19 protein-coding genes are annotated in these 21,134 nt (G+C 66.8%); 2 read left to right on the forward strand and 17 right to left on the reverse strand.

Going from position 1 to position 21,134, the window contains the following annotated elements; genetic code table 11:
* Positions 1–47: 47 nt before the first annotated feature.
* On the reverse strand, positions 48–860 hold the full coding sequence (locus tag D580_RS0108470) for a DNA-formamidopyrimidine glycosylase family protein (protein WP_018953978.1): 813 nt from the start codon (positions 858–860) through the stop codon (positions 48–50).
* A gap of 132 nt (positions 861–992) precedes the next feature.
* Positions 993–2,042 carry a CHAD domain-containing protein gene (locus tag D580_RS0108475; protein WP_018953979.1) on the reverse strand — a complete coding sequence of 350 codons (1,050 nt, stop codon included), beginning with the start codon at positions 2,040–2,042 and terminating at the stop codon, positions 993–995.
* A 132-nt stretch (positions 2,043–2,174) separates the two neighbouring features.
* Between D580_RS0108475 and D580_RS16200 the strand changes: the two genes are divergently transcribed.
* Positions 2,175–4,055 (forward strand): pyruvate kinase, encoded by a 1,881-nt coding sequence (locus D580_RS16200; RefSeq protein ID WP_018953980.1) that lies wholly within the window; start codon positions 2,175–2,177, stop codon positions 4,053–4,055.
* 154 nt (positions 4,056–4,209) lie between these two features.
* On the opposite strand, the gene nfi is transcribed toward D580_RS16200, so the two are convergent.
* On the reverse strand, positions 4,210–4,872 hold the full coding sequence (nfi, locus tag D580_RS0108485; protein WP_018953981.1) for a deoxyribonuclease V: 663 nt from the start codon (positions 4,870–4,872) through the stop codon (positions 4,210–4,212).
* Positions 4,873–4,956: 84 nt separating this feature from the next.
* Here nfi and D580_RS0108490 point away from each other — a divergent pair, with 84 nt between their 5' ends.
* Complete coding sequence (locus D580_RS0108490) at positions 4,957–8,223, forward strand: SNF2-related protein (protein WP_051081789.1); 3,267 nt, start codon at positions 4,957–4,959, stop codon at positions 8,221–8,223.
* A gap of 340 nt (positions 8,224–8,563) precedes the next feature.
* Here the strand turns inward: D580_RS0108490 and D580_RS0108495 are convergent, their stop codons facing one another.
* The 14 genes from D580_RS0108495 to D580_RS0108565 form a co-directional block, all read right to left on the reverse strand.
* Positions 8,564–8,872: a hypothetical protein gene (locus tag D580_RS0108495; protein ID WP_018953983.1), complete on the reverse strand. Its 309-nt coding sequence runs from the start codon at positions 8,870–8,872 to the stop codon at positions 8,564–8,566.
* Positions 8,873–9,028: 156 nt separating this feature from the next.
* Positions 9,029–11,089, reverse strand: coding sequence for an ATP-dependent DNA helicase RecG (gene recG / locus D580_RS0108500; RefSeq protein ID WP_018953984.1), 2,061 nt, complete (start codon positions 11,087–11,089; stop codon positions 9,029–9,031).
* Between the two features lie 194 nt (positions 11,090–11,283).
* Positions 11,284–11,664 (reverse strand): RidA family protein, encoded by a 381-nt coding sequence (locus D580_RS0108505; protein ID WP_018953985.1) that lies wholly within the window; start codon positions 11,662–11,664, stop codon positions 11,284–11,286.
* Between the two features lie 245 nt (positions 11,665–11,909).
* A complete protein-coding gene (spoT, locus tag D580_RS0108515; RefSeq protein ID WP_018953987.1) occupies positions 11,910–14,078 on the reverse strand; it encodes a bifunctional GTP diphosphokinase/guanosine-3',5'-bis pyrophosphate 3'-pyrophosphohydrolase in 2,169 nt (722 codons plus the stop codon).
* A 22-nt stretch (positions 14,079–14,100) separates the two neighbouring features.
* Entirely contained in the window at positions 14,101–14,364 is a 264-nt protein-coding gene (gene rpoZ, locus D580_RS0108520) for a DNA-directed RNA polymerase subunit omega (protein WP_018953988.1), read from the reverse strand.
* 42 nt (positions 14,365–14,406) lie between these two features.
* A complete protein-coding gene (gmk, locus tag D580_RS0108525; protein ID WP_018953989.1) occupies positions 14,407–15,039 on the reverse strand; it encodes a guanylate kinase in 633 nt (210 codons plus the stop codon).
* Between the two features lie 152 nt (positions 15,040–15,191).
* A complete protein-coding gene (locus D580_RS0108530; protein WP_051081788.1) occupies positions 15,192–15,794 on the reverse strand; it encodes an SgcJ/EcaC family oxidoreductase in 603 nt (200 codons plus the stop codon).
* Between the two features lie 261 nt (positions 15,795–16,055).
* The gene (locus D580_RS0108535) at positions 16,056–18,377 is read right to left on the reverse strand and encodes a nitric oxide reductase activation protein NorD (protein ID WP_018953991.1); all 2,322 of its coding nucleotides are present in this window, start codon (positions 18,375–18,377) and stop codon (positions 16,056–16,058) included.
* 37 nt (positions 18,378–18,414) lie between these two features.
* Positions 18,415–19,218, reverse strand: a complete 804-nt coding sequence (locus D580_RS0108540; protein WP_012639721.1) for a CbbQ/NirQ/NorQ/GpvN family protein — start codon at positions 19,216–19,218, stop codon at positions 18,415–18,417.
* A gap of 67 nt (positions 19,219–19,285) precedes the next feature.
* On the reverse strand, positions 19,286–19,531 hold the full coding sequence (locus tag D580_RS0108545; RefSeq protein ID WP_018953992.1) for a hypothetical protein: 246 nt from the start codon (positions 19,529–19,531) through the stop codon (positions 19,286–19,288).
* Positions 19,528–20,166 carry a ParA family partition ATPase gene (gene parA, locus D580_RS0108550; protein ID WP_018953993.1) on the reverse strand — a complete coding sequence of 213 codons (639 nt, stop codon included), beginning with the start codon at positions 20,164–20,166 and terminating at the stop codon, positions 19,528–19,530. The genes D580_RS0108545 and parA overlap by 4 nt, the downstream gene beginning before the upstream one ends.
* A gap of 17 nt (positions 20,167–20,183) precedes the next feature.
* Positions 20,184–20,462: a 4a-hydroxytetrahydrobiopterin dehydratase gene (locus D580_RS0108555; RefSeq protein ID WP_018953994.1), complete on the reverse strand. Its 279-nt coding sequence runs from the start codon at positions 20,460–20,462 to the stop codon at positions 20,184–20,186.
* Positions 20,455–20,901, reverse strand: coding sequence for a ferritin-like domain-containing protein (locus tag D580_RS0108560; RefSeq protein ID WP_018953995.1), 447 nt, complete (start codon positions 20,899–20,901; stop codon positions 20,455–20,457). Before D580_RS0108560 ends, D580_RS0108555 begins: the two co-directional genes overlap by 8 nt.
* Positions 20,902–20,912: 11 nt before the next feature.
* On the reverse strand, positions 20,913–21,134 hold a 222-nt coding region (locus D580_RS0108565), incomplete at its 5' end, for a BMC domain-containing protein (protein ID WP_018953996.1).

The following is a 21,134-nucleotide window of genomic DNA, read 5'->3' on the forward strand; positions in this document are numbered from 1 at the left end:
TGGGGCCTCTCGGCGAGGATACGGACGCCATGGAGGGACGCAGCAAGTTACATGCCCGCATTCCCCTGACAATTCGGGCACCAGTAGGTGCCGCGCTGATCCCGGCCCAGCCGGGCATAGTGGATCGCAGATCCGCACTTCAGGCAGGGCGCATCCCGGCGACCGTAGACCCAGAGGTGGCCGCGTCCGTCCGACTCGAAGCGGGTGGTGCGCGGGCCGTAGCCGAGATTGCGGGAGAGCAGATCCCGGGCCAGGGCATAGGCCGCGACCAGGGTCTCGTCGCTCACCGCCTCGAGCGGCGTCAGGGGCGCGAGCCCGAGCAGGAACAGCAGCTCGGATTTGTAGACGTTGCCGATCCCGGACGCGATGCGCTGGTCCAGCAGCACGTCCACCAGGGGCGCCTCACCGGGCAGTATCTCCCGGGCACGGGCGGGCAGGGCCGCCAGGTCCACCTCGGCGCCGAGCAGGTCGGGACCCAGGCGGGCCATCAGCCCTTGGCGCCGCACGCCCGTGGCGGACATCACCTCCACCTCCCGGGCATTGAAGCACACGAACACTGCGCCATCGGTCTGAAGCACCACCCAGGCCTGGCGGGCGGGCTTGCGCCAGGCCTCCCCCGGCGCGTACTGGTGCCAGCCGCCCCACAGGCCAAGATGGGTGCGCAGCACCTGTGCGACGCCCTCCTCGTCGGCGAAGCGGATCAGCAGGTGCTTGCCCTCGGCGGTCACGGACTCGACACGGCCCCCAGGCAGTGGGGTGCGCGGCGGCACGCCCCGCAGGTGGGTCAGCCGGATGGTCTGCCCCTGCAACCGGAGTTGCAGGGCCTTGGCCAGCTTGTGGAGGGTATCGCCTTCGGGCATGGCATCAGTGTGCCCCGCGGCCGGAGAACTGCAAGCCCATGGGCAGGTAGGCCGGATACGGCGCAGCCGCATCCGGCACATCTGAGTTTCAGGCGGGGCGGATGCGCTGCGCTTATCCGCTCTACGTGTCACTCAGTCGCCGGGATAGGTCTCGGGGTTTGGAGGGGCATCCGCATCCGCCTCGGCATCGCTCTCGTCTGCCGGCGCCACCAGGCGGCGCAGCTGCTCCGCTGCCACCTGCAGATGCGCCAGGAACCGGGTGAGATCCCCCTCGCCCATGCGCCCCAGCAGCCGGTTGATCAGGTCCTGCTCCCGCTCCTGCAGGTCACGGGCGAGGCTCACCAGGCCCGGGCGCTCATCGCTGCGCCGGGCGGCCTCCACCTGGGGGTCGTCGTGGGGCAGGCGCAGGCTCAGTTCGATGAGCCGCTTCATGCGCGCGGCGCCGGCCTCCTCGGCCGCCTGGGACAGCTCCGCGCCCAGCACCTGGGTGTCGTGGATCTCGCCCATGATGTCCTGCAGGGCCTTCAGCTCCCTGACCAGCTCCTTGCCGTTGTCCAGCTCCGGGGCCAGGGGCTCCAGCAGGTAGCGCAGGCGCTTGGCGGTGATGCGCGCCTGGTGGATCTCGTCCTCGTCTGCCTGGCCATGCACCTGTTCCAGGTGGGCGCGGAATTCCTCGCCGGTCTCGAGCAGCAGGTCCGCCGCCACCTCACCCAGAGGCGGGGAACTGTCGTCGTAATCCAGGGCCAGCCGGGTGGCGATGCGTTCGCGCAGGCGCTCGAAGCGCCCGGGCAGGTGCTCGCGGATGTCCTGGTATTCCTCGTCCAGGCGCGCCTCCAGGCGGCGGATGATCCACATGTAGCCGGGGCGCTCGTGGGAACGGGCCTGGCCGCGCTGGTCGTTGAGCCAGGCCAGCTGCACCTCCGTGTCCCGGGCGATACCCGTGCCCGAGGCCAGGTCCTTCACCCGGCGACGCAGCTTCTTGGGCAGGCAGTCGCGGATGTAGGGCTTGTAGGCGCGGGTCAGGCTGCGCAGGCGCCGCAGGGCGACCCGGAAGTCGTGCAGGGCCTCGGTGTCGGCGGGATCCTCGAGCCGACGGCAGGCGGCCGCGGCGGCCTCGAGATGGACGCTGGCCAAGTGTCGGACCGCGCGGGTCACCGGCTGGGTTGCCAGGGGGGCAGTCATGGTGCATTTCGGGATCGGGTCATCATCGCGTGACATTAACGTCACGGCCAGGACCTGGCAACCAACAAAATGATGACAACGTGCCGCGATCTGTCACAAAAGCGTCATCACTCCGTGGTATCCACTCAGGCCATGAACACCCCGATCCAGACCGAGGAGGCCGGACGACTTCTCGAAGCCCTGCTGGCGCTACGTGCCCGGATCACCCGGCACGCGGCCGCACGCCTGTCCCGTTTTGCCCGGGACTTTCCCGAGGGCCCGCCACCCAGCGCTGTGAACCTGGCCCACTACCTGGCCCTGCGCACCGTGGATCTGCGCCCCCTGCAGAGCGGACTGGCCCGGCTCGGCCTGTCCTCCCTGGGACGCAGCGAGTCCCATGTGATGACCGCCCTGGACCAGGTGATCCGTGTGCTGCAAGCGCTCACGGCCCGCGGCGATGACGACGCCGATCATCCGGAGCCCGACTTCGAGGCCGGGCCGAAGCGCCTGGCCGAACACGCGCGAAGCCTGTTCGGGCCGCCGCCCGCCGGTCGGGATGTGCGCATCATGGTGACCCTGCCCACGGAGGCCGCCCGTGAACCCGGCCTGGTGCAGCGGCTGGTGGCCACGGGCATGGATGTCGCACGGATCAACTGCGCCCATGACGACCCCGAGGCCTGGAGCCGCATGATCCGTCATGTGCGCGAGGCCTCCGAGGCCAGCGGTCGGCCCTGTCGCATCCAGATGGACCTGGCCGGGCACAAACTGCGCACCGGACCGCTGGCACCGGCGCCGCCGGTACTGCACCTGCGTCCGGTCAGGGATGCCCAGGGCCGGGTCCTCGCCCCGGCCACCCTGTTGCTGGTGGCCGATACCGGCGGCCCGGCGAGTGACACCGCCCTGCCCCACCTCGCCCTGCCCGCCGCGGTACTCGCCCGGCTGCAGCCCGGCGACCGCCTGCGTTTCCGGGACACCCGAGGCAAGAGACGCAGCCTGCAGGTAACGCAGAGTACGGCCGAGGGCCTGCTGGCCCAATGCGAGGCGAGCAGTTACCTGAGCCCCGAAACCCGCCTGAGCGCCGAGCGCATGGCGGAGGACGGTCTCTGGCACGCACTGGCCCGGGACATCCGCCCCGGCGGTTTCCTGCTTCGCCCGGTGGAGATACGCCTGCATCGCGGTGATCGCCTGATCCTGACCCGCGAGGCCATCCCCGGCGAACCGGCGCGCCTGGATACAGAGGGTCATACACTCGCGCCGGCCCACGTGAGCTGCACCACGCCCCAGGCCCTGGATCGCCTGACCACGGGTCAGGCCGTGTGGATCGACGACGGCAAGCTGGGCGGCGTGGTGGAGGCGATCAATGCCGAAGGCGTGCACCTCAGCATCACCCACTGCCGGCCCCAGGGTGTGCGACTGCAGGCGGACAAGGGGCTCAACTTCCCCGGCGCCGATCTCGGCCTGCCGCCGCTCACCGCCAAGGATCTGGAAGACCTGGACTTCGTCGCGGCCCATGCCGACCTGGTGGGCTACTCCTTCGTCGAGACCCGCGAGGACATGCTGGCGCTGATCCAGGCCCTCTCGGAGCGGGGCGCCTCCCGGCTCGGCATCGTGGCCAAGATCGAGACCCAGCGCGCCCTGGCCCACCTGCCCGACATCATCCTCAGCACCATCGGCTACCACCCCCTGGGCATCATGATCGCCCGGGGCGACCTGGCCGTGGAGATCGGCGGCGAACGCATGGCGGAGATCCAGGAGGAACTCCTGTGGCTGTGCGAGGCGGCCCACGTGCCGGTGATCTGGGCCACCCAGGTGCTGGAGACCCTGGCCAAGAAGGGCGTGGTCTCGCGCCCGGAGATGACCGACGCCGCCATGTCCGGGCGCGCCGAATGCGTCATGCTCAACAAGGGACCCTACATCGTGGATGCCGTGCACACCCTGGACGGCATCCTGCGCCGCATGCAGGAACACCAGCGCAAGAAGACCTCGCGGCTGCGCGCGTTGCGCCTGGCGGGGATCGATCAGGACCAGGAATGATTCCATCTACGCGAAGACGCCGGGGCAAGGCGATCTCAAAGGACTGGACAGGATTTACAGGATTCGAACAGATTGAATGCCTTTGATCACTCCTGTTAATCCTGAAATCCTGTCCAATGTTCTTTCTGCGCCCCTGCGTCTCTGCGGCAGGGAACTATCGACGCGAGGCCAACTGGTCCGCGCGCCGGATCGGCTCCGGCAGCCGGTAACGGGGCGCGGCCTGCAGCACCAGCTCGATGGCGGTCTCCAGCGACACCCGGTGGCCGATGGAGACGTACACCGGCTTCACGCCCGCACGGGTGCGCAGGACCGCGCCGATCACATCATCCCCGTCCCGCAGCGCACACCAGGCACCCCGCGCTGGAGGCACCTCGTCGTGCTCGCCGATCAGGCGGGTCTTGCCCACGCCGATGGCAGGCAGGTCCGTGAGCACGCCCAGGTGGGCGGCGATGCCGAGCCGGCGGGGATGGGCGATGCCCTGGCCATCGCACAGCAGCAGGTGGGGAAGCGCGGATAATTGCTCCAGCGCCTCCAGCACCGCCGGCAGTTCTCGAAACGAGAGCAGGCCCGGCACGTAGGGAAAGCTCGTGGGCCGGCGCGCCACCGCATCCTCCACGGGCACGAGATCCGGCCAGGAGAGCACCGAGACCACCGCCCGGGTGATCCGGCCGCCGTCCTCGAAACCCACGTCGACGCCGGCCACCCGTTTGAGCGGGCCCAGCCGGTCCTCCCGCACGACCAGCGGCGCGAGGCGTGCCTGCACCGCCCGCGCCTCGGCCGGCGTCAGGTGCCAGGCATGGACGTGGCGAAGCCTCATTCAGGCGATCCGGTAACGGCTCTGCACCAGCCCGTCCGGGCTGGTGGCGATGAATACACTTGCTCCAGCGGTATAGTGTCCATCATGAGTCAGCCCCAACCTCCCGACAACGAGCAGATCGATCTGTTCTCCCCGCCAGCGGAGGAACACGCAGATGCCTGGCCGGATCATGCGCGCTTCCCCTGCAACCGCCCCGGCCATACGGTCGGCGAGGTGGTACTGGATGATCTGCGCAAGTCCCAAAGCCCGCTGATCGTGAGCGGTTATGCCTCGCTGGAGCGCATCCTGCGCCTGCTCGCGGATCTGAAACCCGAGCAAGGGCCCGTGCGCTTGCTGTTCGGCGTAGAGCCCCACGTGACGGGCCGGGAACGCTTCACCCTGCGACATACCAACTTCCCCGACGAGGTCCGGGACTACTGGCTGTCCCGGGGTATCTCGCTGGAGGCCAGCGCATCGCTGATCCACGCCATCGGACTCATCGAGGCGGGCCGGGTCGAGGCCCGTCACCTGGGCGGTAGCCGCAAGCGGCTGCACGCCAAGATCTATAGCGGCGATAAGGGTGTGACGCTCGGCTCCAGCAACTTCACGGACTCGGGTCTGCGCCATCAGCTGGAGGCCAACGTGCGTTTCACGGCGGCTGAACCCCGTCGCTTTCACGAGACCCGTCGCATTGCCGAGAATTTCTGGGATGAGGGCCTGCCTTACGGAGATGAACTGCTCGCCCTGCTGCACCGCCTGCTGGCGGTGGTCGGCTGGCAGGAGGCCTTGGCCCGGGCCTGCACGGAACTGCTGGACGGCGACTGGGCCCGCGCCTACCTGGGCGCCCTGCAGCTGGAGGACGCGGGTCTGTGGCCCTCCCAGATCCAGGGCATCGCCGAGGCCCTGTGGCTCATGGAGAACGTGGGCAGCGTGCTGGTGGCGGACGCCACGGGCTCCGGCAAGACCCGCATGGGCGCGCACCTGATCCGCGCCGCCATGGACCGGATCTGGGGCAGCGGGCGCATGCGCAAGGGGCGCCCGCTGATGATCTGCCCGCCGGCTGTAAGGCATGCCTGGGAACGAGAAGCGCGGTTGTGCGATCTTCCCCTGGAGACCCTCTCCCACGGCGTGTTGTCCCGAGCCACGGGCAGCGCCGGTGACCAGGTGGAGGACGCCCTGCGCCGCGCCCAGGTGCTGGCGGTGGACGAGGCGCACAACTTCCTCAACCTCGGCTCGCGGCGCACCCGCATGGTGCTCTCCAACATGGCGGACCACACCCTGCTGTTCACCGCCACCCCCATCAACCGCAGCGTGGTGGACCTGCTGCGCATCGCCGACACCCTTGGCGCCGACAACCTGGCCCCGGAGACCCTCACCATGTTCGAGGGCCTGCTGCGCAGCCGTCGCCTGGATCGCAGCCTGACGCCCGGCGAACTCTCGGCCCTGCGCCAGGAAGTGGAGCGCTTCACGGTGCGGCGCACCAAGCGGGAGTTGAACGCGCTGGTGGACCGCGAACCCGAGGCCTACCGGGACGCCCGCGGTAAGCCCTGCCGCTACCCCCGGTACCATTCACACATCTACCCCTTGAACGAGTCTGCCGCCGATCAGGCCCTGGCCGCAGAGATCCGCGCCCTGGCAGGCAGGCTGCGGGGCCTGCTCTACCTGCGCGGCGCCATCGAGATGCCGGCGGTACTTAAGCGGGAACACTGGGACCCTGCCCGTTATCTGGACAGCCGCCTGAAATCCGCGCGCATGCTCCCCGCCTATGTGATCAGCGCGGCGCTGCGCTCCTCCCGCGCGGCCCTGGCGGAACACTTGAAGGGCACGGACTTCGCCCTGGAACACTTCGGGCTCACGGGCCAGTTCAACAAACCGCCTACAGGCGACGTGCTGGGCAAGCTCCGGGAGATCCGCGGACAGATCCCCGAAAACCGGCTGGGCATCCCCCTGCCGGACTGGCTCTGCGACCCCGAGGCCCATGCCCGGGCCTGCGACGAAGAGATCGGGCTCTACGAGGCCATGTGGTCAGCACTGACCCGTCTCTCCGATGGCCGGGAACGGGCCAAGGCGGCCCTGCTGACCCGACTGTTGTCCGATCACGACCTGGTACTCGCCTTCGACAGCCGGCCCATCACCCTGGCGCTGATTCGCAGCCTGCTGACACAGGAGAGCGACGCCCGCGTGCTGCTGGCCACCGGCGACAGCGGCTCCGACCGGCGCGAGATCGCCGAGGTGCTGCGCCCCGGCTCCGCCCATCAGCGGGTGGTGGCCCTGTGCTCCGACAGCCTCTCCGAAGGCGTGAACCTGCAACAGGCCAGCACCATCGTGCACCTGGACATGCCGAGCGTGGTGCGCATCGCCGAGCAGCGCGTGGGCCGCGTGGATCGCATGGACAGCCCCCACGAGGCCATCGACGCCTGGTGGCCCGACGATGCCCCCAGCTTCGCCCTGAGTTCCGATGAACGCTTCATCGAGCGATTCGAAACGGTGGAGAACCTGCTGGGCTCCAACCTGCCCCTGCCCGAGGAGATGCTGGGCAAGGGCCATGGTGCGGTGCGTACCGAGGAATTGATCCGGGAGTTCGAGGAACAGGCCGACGCAGATCCCTGGGACGGCATCCGCGACGCCTTCCAGCCGGTACGTGACCTGTTGGAAGGCCCCAAGGCCCTGGTCTCCGAGACCGTGCGCGACGAGCTTCGTGGGCGGAAAGCCACGGCACAGACCCGCATCGCAGCCGTGCATGCGGTGGAGCCCTTTGCCTTTTTCTGCCTCGCCGGCGACGGAGACCGTGCGCCCAAGTGGATCCTGCTGCGTCGGCGCGCGGGCCGAGCCAGACCCCTGGTGGACACGGATTTGCATCGCATCTCCGGCCATCTGCGACGACTGCTCGGGTCCGCTGCCGATAACCTGCCCCTGGACGAGACCGTCCAAGCGCAGCTCGGCGCCTTCTTCCAAGACCTGCACCATGCCGAGCGGGAGACCCTGCCGAGACGCAAGCGTTGCGCCCTGGAGGAGATGCAAAAGGTGCTGGAGGCCCATGCCCGGCACAGCCGTGACCCGCAGATGCGCCGGGTGGTGAACGCCCTGCTGGTGACCCTGCGTGCCCCGGACCCCGGGCAGGCGCCCGACTGGGACGCCCTGGCGGAGCGCTGGCTGGACCTGATCCGGCCTGTCTGGTATCGGCGACTGGCCGAGCGCAAACGGGCCCGGCCCCTGCTGCTCAAGGATATCCGCCATGACCTGCAGGCCGAGGATGCCCTGGACGCCGCCACCCTGGAGGCCGCGTTCAGCGACGTCCCGCTGGCGGGCAAGTTGGAAGCGCGTCTGGCCGCGTGCATCATTGGCGTCACTCAAGACGCTGAACCCGGCTGATTCCCGTAGGTCGGCCTGAAGGCCGACCTACGGGATCGTTATCCTGGAAGGAGACAATCCAAGCCTAGCCCGAACATTTCATAAATTCGCGCGATGATCGCGCAGGATATTGGCCGCACAGGGGATTTTCCGAGGGAGCGCCGTATCGGGCTATACGGCCGACTGAGACAAATCCGCCGGGAGCGGATTTGAACAGCCGAAGGCTGGCCCGAAGGGCGGACTCCAGGGATGGAGTCCGTAAAAATCCCCTGTGCGGTCAAGAGACAAGCGAGGGCGCGTGCAATTTATGAAATGTTCGGGCTAGAAACACCATGACCGTGTGTCATGGTTCTTTTCCCGGTTACACCCCCAACACGGCCATGATCCACCCGGGCCTGACCAACAAGAGGATTCCCAGGCCGATCTGCACCATCAACAAAAACAACGCCGGCCCCACCGGCAACTGCCCTGACACCTCGCAACTGGACGCATTGCCGGCATAGCGCCTCAGGAGCTGGATCACGGCAAGCAGGATCAGCAGCCCGCCCGCCGTGCGTAGCCCCGACTCAAGCCCCGCGAGTCCCGTCACCAACACCACGGTGATGATGGCAGCCAGGCGCAGTAGCGGCCATGGAAGGTATGCCAGCACCCGGTTCAGGAAGGCAAGCACTCTCTCACCGCAACCCTCTCCCTGAGAGAGAGGGAGTCAAGAAAGATTGGGGGCCTTTACTTCTCACTTCAAAATTCACACTTCGCACTTGATTTCCCACTTCCCAATTCACACTTCCCAACTCCCCTTCCCACTTCCAACTTCCCCCTTCACACTTCATCCCACCCTCCCATACTCCTCCGCGCCGCTCAGCCAGCGCGCGATGAGCGGCTCCACGTTCTCCGGATGGGACTGCATCAACCGGCCGGCGGCGTCTTTCACCGTATCCAGCAGATCCTGGTCGCGCAGCAGGTCGGCAATGCGAAACTGCATGTCGCCGGTCTGGCGCGTGCCGAGCACCTCGCCGGGACCACGCAATTCCAAGTCGATGCGCGCGATCTCGAAACCGTCGGTGCTGGCGCGCAGGGCGTCCAGGCGCTTGCGGGCAGTATCGGAGAGCGGCGGACGGTAGAGCAGCACGCAGGAACTCTCCGCCGTGCCCCGCCCCACCCGGCCGCGTAACTGGTGCAGCTGGGCAAGGCCCAGGCGCTCGGCGTTCTCGATGATCATCAGCGAGGCATTGGGCACGTCCACGCCCACCTCGATCACCGTGGTGGCCACCAGCAGATGGATCTCCCCGGCCTTGAAGCGGGCCATCACCGATTCCTTGTCCCTGGGCTTCATGCGCCCGTGCACCAGGCCCACGTTCACGTGGGGCAGCGCCTCGGTGAGCTGCGCGAAGGTGTCCTCCGCCGCCTGGGCCTGCAGGGCCTCGGACTCCTCGATCAGGGTGCACACCCAGTAGGCCTGACGACCCTCGGCCACGGCGGCACTGATGCGCTCCACCACTTCGTGGCGGCGCTTGTCGTTCACCGCCACGGTCTTGATGGGCGTGCGACCCGGAGGCAGCTCGTCGATCACCGAGTAATCCAGGTCCGCGTAGGCGGTCATGGCGAGGGTGCGCGGGATGGGCGTGGCGGTCATGATGAGCTGGTGGGGCAGGCGTCCGTCCCTGTTGCCCTTCTCACGCAGGGCCATGCGCTGGTGCACGCCGAAGCGGTGCTGCTCGTCGATCACCACCAGGGCCAGGTCGTCGAAGCCTACGTCCTCCTGGAACAGGGCGTGGGTGCCCACGGCCACCCGGGCGCGACCCTCGGCCACTTCGGCAAGCGCCTCCCGGCGGGCCCTTGCGGTGAGCTTGCCGGACAGCCACGCCACGCTGATGCCCAGGGGGGCCAGCAGGTCGCTGAAGTTGCGGAAGTGCTGTTCCGCCAGGATCTCCGTGGGCGCCATGACCGCCGCCTGGTAACCGGCCTCCACCGCGTGCAGACAGGCGGCCACGGCCACCAGGGTCTTGCCGGCGCCCACGTCGCCCTGCACCAGGCGCAGCATGGGATGAGGGCGCGCCATGTCGGTGCTCAGTTCCGCGATCACCCGCTGCTGGGCGCCGGTGAGGGCGAAGGGCAGCCGTGCCTGCAGTTGCGCGAACAGTTCGCCTTTGACCTTGATTGGAGGGGCCGGCTCGTCCGTGGTGCGTGCGCGCAGTCGGGCCAGGCTCAGGTGATGGGCCACCAGTTCCTCGAAGGCAAGGCGGCGCTGGGAGGGATGCCGTCCGTCGAGGAGCGCGGCGACCGGCACATCCGGCGGCGGACGATGCACGGTGCGAAGCGCGGTCTCCAGGTCCGGTAGACCTGCGCCATTGAGCACACCCGGCGGCAGCCAGTCCGGCAGCCTGTCCAGACGCGCCAGGGCCTCATCGGTGAGGCGGCGCAGGCTCAGTTGATGCAGACCCTCGGTGGTGGGATAGATGGGTGTGAGGGTGTCATCCACGCTGGCGGTTTCGTCCAGCACCGCCCGGTACTCGGGGTGAACGATCTCGAGACCCGCCTGCCCACGCCGCGCCTCGCCGAAGCAACGCAAGCGCAGGCCCCGGACCAGGTTCTGCTGCTGGGCGGCTGAAAAATGAAAGAAGCGCAGGGTGATGGAACCGGTGCCGTCGCTGAGGCGCACCAGCAGCATGCGCCGGCCGCGGAACACCACTTCCGAGTGATCCACGACCCCTTCCACCACGCCCTCGTCACCCGGACGCAGGCTGCCCATGGGCATGACCCGGGTGCGATCCTGGTAACGCAGGGGCAGGTGGAACAGCAGGTCCGTCACCGTGCGGATGCCGATCTTGGCGAGCTTCTCGGCCAGCTTGGGGCCGACGCCCTTGAGGACGGTGACGGGTTCGGTCATTGGTTCGGTGTCCTTACCGGGAAAACCTATGGACAGGATGAACAGGATAAGGGCGAAAGAAATTTTGACAGGATTGACATGATTTACAGGATTTTTTCTTCAAGGCCTTTAATCCGGTCAATCATGTCAATCCTGTCCAGTCCTACATGCTGATCGTTCAATCCTGAAAAATCCTGTTCATCCTGTCCATGCCTTTAAAGTTCAAGGACGGCGTCCATTTCCACCTGCGCACCCTTGGGCAGGCTGGCCACGCCGATGGCGGCGCGGGCCGGATAGGGTTCGCTGAAGTATTCGGCCATGACCTGGTTGACCAGGGCAAAGTGGGCGAGGTCGGTGAGGAAGATGTTGAGCTTGGCCACGTCCGCGAGGCTACCACCGGCCGCCTCGGCCACCGCCTGGAGGTTGTCGAACACCCGGCGGATCTGCGCCTCCATGGGGCCGTCCACCAGGTCCATGGTGGCGGGGTCCAGCGGGATCTGCCCGGACAGGTAGACGGTGCTGCCCACCTTCACGGCCTGGGAGTAGGTGCCGATGGCCTGGGGGGCCTTGTCGGTGCGGATGATCTCGCGGGGCATTGGTGGCTCCTTGTTTTTTCTCGAAATGCGAATGGAATGGACAGGATTAACAGGATTTTTCAGGATTTACAGGATGAAAGACAATGCGAAAAGAAGAAGAGCTTAGACACGATTAACATGATTTACAGGATTAAAGGCACTCTTCTTTGAATCATGTAAATCTTGTTAATCCTGTCTGATGTTTTTCTTCAGATGTCTTAATCCTGTGAATCCTGAAAAATCCTGTCCATCCTGTCCATCAAAAATCAACCACGCGCGCGCTGGATCTTCATCACCTGGGGCAGGCGCCGGATGCGGCGCATCATGCCGGCCAGGTGACGGCGACCCTGGGTGGAGAGGGTGAAGGTGATGGTGGTGGAGGAGCCATCGCGCTCGTCGAAGGAGACGTTCTCGATGTTCGAGCCCATGTCGGCGATCACGGCGGCGAGGCTCGCCAGCACGCCGCGCTGGTTAGCGGTCTGCACGCGGATGGCGGCGGGATATTCCAGTCCCGGCTCCGGCGACCACTCCACGGGGATCCACTTGTCCGGCTTGTCGCGGAACTCGGCCACATTGCGGCAACCCTCGCGGTGCACCACCAGGCCGCGGCCGGCGCTCATCACACCGACGATGGGATCACCGGGGATCGGATAGCAGCAGCGGGCGAACGACAGCACCATGCCCTCGGTACCCTTGACCGCCAGCGGGCGGTTCGGGGTGGCCTGATCCGCCGGCTCCTCCTCGGCGCCACCCAGACGCCGGGCCACCAGGGCGGCCATGCGGTTGCCGAGGCCGATGTCTGCCAGCAGGGCGTCCAGATCCTTGAGCTGCAGGTCGGCCAGCAGGGCCTGCAGCCGCTCCGGCGCCACCTGATCCAGGGACATGCCGTAGCCGGCGAGCGCCTTGTCCAGCAGGCGACGGCCCAGGTTGGCGGCCTCGTCCTCCTGCAGGTTCTTCAGATAATGACGAATGCTGGTGCGGGCCTTGCCGGTGACTACGAAGGACAGCCAGGCAGGGTTGGGCCGGGCGCCGGGGGCGGTGATGATCTCCACGGTCTGGCCGCTGAACAGCTGGGTGGACAGGGGCGCCAGGCGCCGGTCGATCTTCACCGCCACGCAGGTGTTGCCCACGTCGGAGTGCACCGCATAAGCGAAGTCCACGGCGGTCGCCCCCTTGGGCAGCTCCATGATCTCGCCCTTGGGGGTGAAGATGTAGACCTCCTCGGGGAAGAGATCCACCTTGACGTTTTCCAGGAACTCGATGGAGTTGCCGGCGCTCTGCTGGATCTCCAGCACGCCCTTGAGCCACTCCCGGGCGCGGGCCTGGGCGCTGGCGGAATGCCGGTCGCCGGCCTTGTACAGCCAGTGGGCGGCGATGCCGCTCTCGGCCACCTGGTCCATCTCCTCGGTGCGGATCTGGATCTCGATGGGGATGCCGTGGGGGCCGAACAGCACCGTGTGCAGGGACTGGTAACCGTTGGCCTTGGGGATGGCGATGTAGTCCTTGAAGCGCCCTGGCACCGGCTTGTAGAGGTTGTGCACCACGCCGAGCGCCCGGTAACAGGTGTCCACGTCGGCCACGATGATGCGCACCGCGTACACATCGAACACCTCCGCAAATGTCAGGCGCTTCTGCTTCATCTTACGGTAGATGCTGTAGAGGTTCTTCTCACGCCCGATGATGCGCGCCTCGATGTGCGCGTCTTCCATGCGGCTGCAGATGGCCGTCTCGATCTTCTGCATCACCTCCTTGCGATTGCCCCGGGCCCGATTGACCGCGTCCTGCAACACCTTGGCCCGGTTCGGGTACATGGCCTCGAAACCGAGCTGCTCCAGTTCACGGCGGATGGCGTTCATGCCCAGGCGCTGGGCGATGGGGGCATAGATCTCAAGGGTCTCGCGGGCGATGCGCCGACGCTTGTCTGGGCGCATGACGCCCAGGGTGCGCATGTTGTGCAGGCGGTCGGCCAGCTTCACCAGGATCACGCGCAGATCCTTGGTGATGGCGAGCATCATCTTGCGGAAGTTCTCCGCCTGGGCCTCGGCCTTGGAGCGGAACTTCAGGTGGGTGAGCTTGGAGACCCCGTCCACCAGCTCGGCCACATCCTCGCCGAACTCGGAGATGATGCGTTCCTTGCTGATATGGGTGTCCTCCATGACGTCATGGAGGATGGCGGCGATGATGGACTTGTGGTCCATCCGCATCTCGGCCATGGTCTTGGCCACGGCCAGCGGATGGTAGATGTAGGGCTCGCCGGAGAGGCGGGTCTGGCCCTCGTGGGCCTCGGCGCCGAACAGGTAGGCCTTGTAGACCTCACTGACCTGTTGCGGTTCCAGGTAGCTGTCCAGGTACGCGCACAGGTCACTGGCCAGGAATCGCGTGTTGTCCTTGGATGCGATCCCTGTGGTGGGGACGGTTGTAGCGGTTTCCACCATGGGTGACGGTGCGCGGCATGGATCAGAGCTCCGCGCGCACCTCGTCCTCGCTGATCCGGGAGGAGACCGCGGCGTGCTCCTCGGCCACCACCTCGTCCAGCACCTCACGGCCCACGAGGCCGTCGGCGATCTCGCGCAGGGCGATTACGGTGGGCTTGTCGTTCTCTTCAGCCACGCGGGGCTGGTGACCCATGGACAACTGGCGGGCGCGCTTGGCGGCCACCAGCACCAGCTGGAAGCGGTTGTCCATGTTGGTCAGGCAGTCTTCTACGGTAATGCGTGCCATGGAATTGCTTACTCCACAAAGAATTCGGTCGAACTGGTCATTCTAGGGCCTGGAAGGCCCGGACGCCAGCAGGTCTTCCAGCAGACGGCGCTTGCGATCCAGCTGGTGGCGCAGCCGCAGGCGATTCGCAGTGAAGATCGCCTGCAGGTCGGCGAAGGCCTGATCGAAGTCGTCATTCACCACCAGGAAGTCGTATTCCACGTGGTGTTCTATTTCTTTGACCGCCTCCCGCAAGCGCCGTTCGATCACCGCGTCACTGTCCTGGCCACGACGGCGCAAGCGCTCCTCCAGGGCCTGGCGCGAGGGTGGTACGATGAAGATGGACTGGCAGCCGGGCATGAGCTTGCGCACCTGCTGGGCCCCCTGCCAGTCGATCTCCAGGATCACGTCCAGTCCCCGGCCCAGCTCCCGCTCCACCGCCTCCCGGGAGGTGCCGTAGTAGTGGTCGAACACCCGGGCATGCTCCAGGAAGGCACCGTCCTCGATCATGGCCAGGAAACGCTCGGCATTGGTGAAGTGGTAATGCCGGCCGTCCTCCTCGCCGGGCCGGGGCGCCCGGGTGGTGTGGGAGACCGACACCACCAGGTCCTCACGGGCCTCCAGCAGTCTGGAGACGAGGCTGGTCTTGCCGGCGCCGGAGGGGGCGGAAACGATGAACAGGGTGCCTCGGGACACGGATCGGACTCCACGGTCGGGGATTCGGCTTCGGACAGCATAACCGCAATCGGCCCATGCGGGTAATCGCCCATAACTGGCCCGGCACTGGCCCGGCACGGGCAGAAACCGTCCGCAGCTTACCGGCCCCTCGTGGGGCCGGCGGGGTCATCTCAGGCAGGCATCTTGGAGGAATGGTGGTGCACGATCAGCCACTTGCCGTTGCGGTTCTCGTACACGAAGGTGTAGCGGGCGGGGACTTCCATCACCTGATCGCCGTCCACCACGCGGAAGGTGTAGATGCCCGCATCGGTGATCTTATTGCAGCCGAACTTCACGTTGCGCTGGTTGATGGTGCCCTGGGGCTTCTTCGCCAGGAAGTGCACGAAGTAATCGCGGATCTCGGCATGGTTGGTGCGCGGCACGTTGGAGACCGTGGGCAGCAACACCGCGTCCTCGGCGTAGCAGGCGGTGACCTTGTCCGGGTCGCCGGTCTTCAGGGCGTCGTTCCAGCGCTCGAACAGTTCCTCGGCCAGGCGCATGGTGGCCGGGGCGCACACCACGCAGGTCTCACCCGGCGGGGTGTCGATGCCGGCGTCCAGGTCGCCGCGGGGAGCGCCGGTGACCGCGTGGGCATGGCCCCGGAATGAGGCACTCAGGCTCAGCCGACCCTCGCCACTGGCGGTGGGGTCGATGAAACGGGTCCCGCTGATCCGGGGACGGGATGGGGTCGAGGCCTTGTTCACCGCGCTACGCTCCACTGAAAGTATGTTCATTCAAGCCCCCGACCCATCGCGCGGTCCAGGGGCAGATCATTCTATGCCCGCCGATGATCACTGTCATGGCCGGTCACTAGCCCGCATATCTCACCACCCTTCTACTGCGGCCGCCGATCTGCTCGCTGTGACGGGGCGTGCTCACTTCAGCCGGCTTGACGTAGTATCGGCTACGCCGGCGCCGTCTTGCGCTCCGCGCGCCCCGTCACAGCGGCATCTCGACGCCCTCGCTACGAACGGTGGTGAGACATGCGGGCTAGCCTATCGAGTCAGCCCTGCGTAAAGCATGGGCAGACGATCCGGCAGGCGCTCCACATTGTCGATCACCGCGTAGTTGCGCGGGCCAAAGATGCGCTCCACGTACTCGTCGGCGTTGGGGTCCAGGCTGATGCAGAAGCTGAACACCCCGTGTTTGGCCACCTCCTCCACGGCGCGCTTGGCGTCGTAGCGCAGGTACTGGGGATCGCGCACGTCGGTGTCCGCGGGCTCGCCGTCGGTGAGGATCAGCAGCAGCTTCTTGTGACTGGGCTGGCGCTTGAGGATCTCGCCCGCGTGCCGGATGGCCGTGCCCATACGCGTAGACATCTGTCCCGTCATGCCCGCCAGCCGCGCCTTGACCTTGTCGTCGTAGGGGGCGTCGAAATCCTTGAAGCGGAAATACTCCACGTCGTGGCGGCCGTCGGAATCAAAGCCATGGATGGCGAACGGGTCGCCGATCTTGGACAGCGCCCCGGCCAGCAGGGCGGTGGACTCCCGGGCCAGGTCCAGCACGCTAGTCTCAGTGCCCCGCACCAGCTCGTTGGTGGACTCGGACAGGTCTATGAGCAGCAGCACGGACAGGTCGCGCACCTTGCGGATGTTGCGGATGAATACCCGCGGGTCCGGCTGCTGGCCCATGCGCTGGTCCACCATGGCATGCACCAGGGCGTTCACGTCCAGCTCGTCGCCGTCGGGCTGCTTGCGCATGCGCTGCACGCCCTGGGGCTGCATGGCCTCGATCAGGTACTTGATGCGCGCGATCAGCGGGCGGTGCTTCTCTGCCAGCCCCTCCAGCACGGACAGATCACCGCTGGAAGGCCTGCGCTCCAGCAGGGTGCACCAATGCGGGCGCTCCAGCTGCATTTGGTAGTCCCACTCGTGGTAATGGAACGGCAGGGAGATGGGGGCCTTGCCCTCCTGCTCGTTGATGCTGGTCTCTTCCTCGTCGCGGAAGAACTCCGTGGCCAGCACCCAGATCTCCTGGGCGTCGTCACCGGCAAAGGGGACATCCAAGGTATTGAGCATCTCCATGAGACTGACGTACTTGCGCACCTGACGGGCATCCCCCAGGCGCACGTGCTCCGGCTCCTCTTCCTCGCGGCCGAAGGCCCAGATGTAGCGGTTGTCGTCCCGGTAGGTGATGTCCGGCAGGTCCTTCGAGGCGTTGAACCCGCCCAGCAGGGGGAAGTGCTTGGCCAGCTCCTGGCCCAGCTCCCAGGCCAACTGCGGCTGCTCCAGGTTGTCCATGCGCTCGGCGAAGGCGGCCCGCACCCGCGCCACGAAGGCATTGCTGTCCTGGTACTCCGGCTCGATCAGGGCACGCGCGGCACGCGCCAGCAGCACGGCGGGGGCATCGCCCGCCTCGGGCGTGACCGTGTGCAGAGGCTGCCAGATCTGGCGCAGGCCGGGGAAGGCGGCCATGGCCAGGGCCTCCACCCGGGCGTCCTCGATTAGCCCCACCAGGGCACCGGGCACGCCCTTGGGTTTGGCCTCGGGCAGCATCTCCCGGGTGTAGACCATGTGCGCGGCGGCATGGGCGGCGGCGGCCCTGTACAGGTCTAGGCCGGTGAGGCCGGCCTCGTCGTCGTAGGCGTCGGGCAGGAAGAGGGTGTAGCCCTCGATGTAGGGCCGGTAGCCCTCACGGGACTCGAAGTCGCCGGAGGTGGGACGCATGAAGAAGTCCCGGGCCCAGAGGGCGCGCAGGTACATGTTGATGCGCCGCTGCACGTCGATGAACAGGGTGCCGCGCCGCTCCTTCTGGAACACCGATTTCGATTCCGGCGATTCCAGGGAGAAATAGGCCACCTGGGCCTCGAGATCGGTCTTGTGGGCCTGGGCGCCCCACATGGCCCAGCGGCGCAGGCCGCCCAGGGTCAGATGGGTGAGCAGCTCGTCCAGGTGTTCCAGCATGGGGCGCACGCCCCGAGGGGCCTGTCCCACCAGGTGATCCAGCAGGCGCAGGTAGCCGCTGAACAGGGACTGGTCGCCCAGGCGCCGTGCGGCGACGTTGACCGTGGAGACCATCAGGGTGATGACCGCGCCACTGGTCTTGGAGAACAGCTTGGTGGTCGCGCTCAGCAGTTCCTGGACCGAGTCCTCGCCCAGCTCCTGGGCCAGCCCCGGCGCCTCCTGGATGAAGGCCACCACCAGCTCGGTACCGCGACCCAGGGAATGCAGGGCGCGGGCACCTTCCAGGTAGTAGGCCTTGAGCCCATGGCTGCTGAAGGCCCGGGTGGCCTCCTGCCAGGCAGACTCCATGACCTCGGCCGCATGGGGGCCGAGATCATCGAGGATCTCCCGGTAGTCTTCCAGATGGATGCTCATGGCGGGACACGGGCTGCCGCGTGACGCGGCAGCGCCATCAGAAGAAGGTGGTGACGGCCGCGTCCAGGGCGTCGCGCATGTCCGGATCGTCGGTGATGGGACGCACCAGGGCCATGCGGCAGGCGGCCAGGGGGGCCACGCCCTTGTGGATCAGGGAACCGGCGTACACCAGCATGCGGGTGGAGATGCCTTCGTCCAGGCCGTGACCCTTGAGGTTGCGGGCACGCTCGGCGACGCTCACCAGCTTGCTGGCCACGTCCAGGCTCACGCCGGTCTCGTGGGCGACGATCTCGGACTCCAGGTCGTGGGCCGGGTAGTTGAAGTCCAGGGCGCCGAAGCGCTGCTTGGTGGACTGCTTGAGGTCCTTCATCAGGCTCTGGTAGCCCGGGTTGTAGGAGATCACCACCTGAAAATCGGGATGGGCCTGGATCAGCTCGCCCTTGCGCTCCAGGGGCAGCACGCGGCGGTTGTCGGTCAGCGGGTGGATCACCACGGTGGTGTCCTGGCGCGCCTCCACCACCTCGTCCAGGTAGCAGATGGCGCCGTGACGTGCGGCCATGGCCAGGGGGCCGTCCTGCCAGCGGGTACCGTTGGCATCCAGCAGGAAGCGGCCCACCAGGTCGGAGGCGGTCATGTCCTCGTTACAGGCGACGGTGATCAGGGGCTTGTTGAGCTTCCAGGCCATGTACTCCACGAAGCGGGTCTTGCCGCAGCCGGTGGGGCCCTTGAGCATCATGGGCATGCGTACCGAATAGGCCGCCTCATAGAGCTCGATCTCGTCCGCCACGGGACGGTAGTAGGGCTCGTCCTTGATCAGGTAGTCGCGCAGTTCGTCTTGCATCACAACAACGTCTCCCGGGGATCAACTCCCCAAGCGCGCCTCGCGCCGTTGCGAGGCTCGGGTAGGTTCAGTCGGGCCAGACCCGCTCCGGGTGCAGGTTGCCCCAGGGATCGTCCCCGGTGGCCTTCTCGGTCTGGGCTACGGCAGGCTTGGCGGCGGGCTTGCGTGCCGGGGCGGCCTTGGCCGGCGCCTTGGCGACAGGGGCCTTAGGGGCCGGTGTCTTGGCGGTCTCGGCCTTGGCGGCCTGGGGCTCGTCCTGCTGTTTCTTGGCCTCGCGGATACCGGCGGCCAGCTTGCTCTGAATGTCGCTCATGATTCGAACACCTCTTGGATGATGGCTTCCACTTCGGCGGCCGCCGGCTCGCCCGGCTTGCCCAGGTCATACACGGAGCAGCCCTCCAGCGCGGCGCGGCGGTAGATGGCTCGGCGTTTCAGACTGCTGTCCAGCGCCGGGATATCGATCTCCATGAGCGCATGGCGCATGGCCCGGGACAGCGCGTTGCGAACCTCCACCTGGTTGACCACGATGAAGGCCTTGAGATCAGGATTACGCAGGCGCGCATCTTCCAGTCCCCTGGACATGCGCACGCTGCCCCACAGATCCACCGGAGACGGTAACACCGGGATCAGCACCGTATCGGCCACCGACATAGCCGCGCCCGCAGAGGCCCCTTCCAGGGTGGGCGGGCAGTCCACGATGACGTACTCGTAGTCCCTGCGGAAACGTTCGACCTCACGGTTCAGAGGGCCGGCCACGGAGATCACGGAGGTGGGAAACGGGCGTTCATCACTGGACATGCGCACCCAGTGTCCCGCGGAACCCTGCGGGTCGGCATCCACCACCAGGGCACGGCCGCGACGCGCAAGGCCCGCCGCGAGATTCATGGTCAGGGTGGTCTTGCCGGTTCCACCCTTCTGGTTGATCACCGCAATGACCTTTGACGACACGCCGCGCTCCCCGTTTGTCAGCCCTTGTCCACGTAAAGCCGGTCGATCTCCAGCGCGAAGGCGACATCCGCTTCGCCGAGGCGCTCGCCGTCGCGAGCATCGATGGTGATGTTCACATACGTGGTGCCGAAACTGATGTTCGGATGGTAGCCATCCGACTCCGACAGTTCGGCGACCCGGTCGAGAAAGTCCCGGGTCTGCCCGTAGCGCTCAAAGTTGTAGCGCTTGTTCAGGGCGGCCGCCTTGCCCCTGCCCGGGTCCCAGCCTTCCGGTACCACCAGGTCGGTATCAGCCACTGGCCTGACCCCGGCCCATCAGCTCGGCCATCTTGGCGTCGATCTCCCGCACGTGGGCGATCTCGTCATTGAGGATGTGCTCGAACAACTGCGCATCCTCCATGGCGCGTCGGCGCTGGCAGTAGATCATGGCCTCTTCGTAGAGCCTGATCGCATCTAGCTCCATGGCCCGGTTCTGCATCAGCAGATCCGCCAGGGAACGGCCCACGCGCACCGGCGCCAGCTGGCTGCCGCCGGGCACGCTTCCATGGTGCAGCATGCGGGCAATCAGCAGATCCGCATGTCCCATTTCCTCGTGGGCGTCCTTGCGGAAGTCGGCGCTCTGCGCCTCCATCCCCCACAGGGCCACCAGCCTCGACTGGGCCAGATACTGCTGGGCAGCCGAAAACTCGTGGGTGATCGCCCGCCCGAGGTATCCGATGATACGCGGATCGGACATCAGACCCTTCCTCAGCCCAGGGAGACCGCTGCGTCGCGGCCGTCAGCACCGCTGTCGCTGGGGCTGGTGGGCAGGATGCTTTCCACTTCGGAATGCACGCGGGCGATGATGTGAGCAGCCACCAGGCCGTCACCCACGCGCTCACAGGCATCGGCGCCAGCACGCACGGCGGCGTTCACCGCACCCGTCTCACCGCGCACCATCACGGTCACGTAACCACCACCCACGAACTG

Origin of the sequence: Thioalkalivibrio sulfidiphilus (genome assembly GCF_000377945.1) — a bacterium.
Classification (GTDB): Bacteria; Pseudomonadota; Gammaproteobacteria; order Ectothiorhodospirales; family Ectothiorhodospiraceae; genus Thioalkalivibrio_A; species Thioalkalivibrio_A sulfidiphilus_A.

Coding starts and splice junctions, on each gene's coding strand:
- D580_RS0108470 (WP_018953978.1), bottom strand. CDS start 860: ATGCCCGAAGGCGATACCCTCCACAAGCTGGCCAAGGCCCTGCAACTC.
- D580_RS0108475 (WP_018953979.1), bottom strand. CDS start 2,042: ATGACTGCCCCCCTGGCAACCCAGCCGGTGACCCGCGCGGTCCGACAC.
- D580_RS16200 (WP_018953980.1), top strand. CDS start 2,175: ATGAACACCCCGATCCAGACCGAGGAGGCCGGACGACTTCTCGAAGCC.
- nfi (WP_018953981.1), bottom strand. CDS start 4,872: ATGAGGCTTCGCCACGTCCATGCCTGGCACCTGACGCCGGCCGAGGCG.
- D580_RS0108490 (WP_051081789.1), top strand. CDS start 4,957: ATGAGTCAGCCCCAACCTCCCGACAACGAGCAGATCGATCTGTTCTCC.
- recG (WP_018953984.1), bottom strand. CDS start 11,089: ATGACCGAACCCGTCACCGTCCTCAAGGGCGTCGGCCCCAAGCTGGCC.
- D580_RS0108505 (WP_018953985.1), bottom strand. CDS start 11,664: ATGCCCCGCGAGATCATCCGCACCGACAAGGCCCCCCAGGCCATCGGC.
- spoT (WP_018953987.1), bottom strand. CDS start 14,078: ATGGTGGAAACCGCTACAACCGTCCCCACCACAGGGATCGCATCCAAG.
- rpoZ (WP_018953988.1), bottom strand. CDS start 14,364: ATGGCACGCATTACCGTAGAAGACTGCCTGACCAACATGGACAACCGC.
- D580_RS0108530 (WP_051081788.1), bottom strand. CDS start 15,794: ATGAACATACTTTCAGTGGAGCGTAGCGCGGTGAACAAGGCCTCGACC.
- D580_RS0108535 (WP_018953991.1), bottom strand. CDS start 18,377: ATGAGCATCCATCTGGAAGACTACCGGGAGATCCTCGATGATCTCGGC.
- D580_RS0108540 (WP_012639721.1), bottom strand. CDS start 19,218: ATGCAAGACGAACTGCGCGACTACCTGATCAAGGACGAGCCCTACTAC.
- D580_RS0108545 (WP_018953992.1), bottom strand. CDS start 19,531: ATGAGCGACATTCAGAGCAAGCTGGCCGCCGGTATCCGCGAGGCCAAG.
- D580_RS0108560 (WP_018953995.1), bottom strand. CDS start 20,901: ATGTCCGATCCGCGTATCATCGGATACCTCGGGCGGGCGATCACCCAC.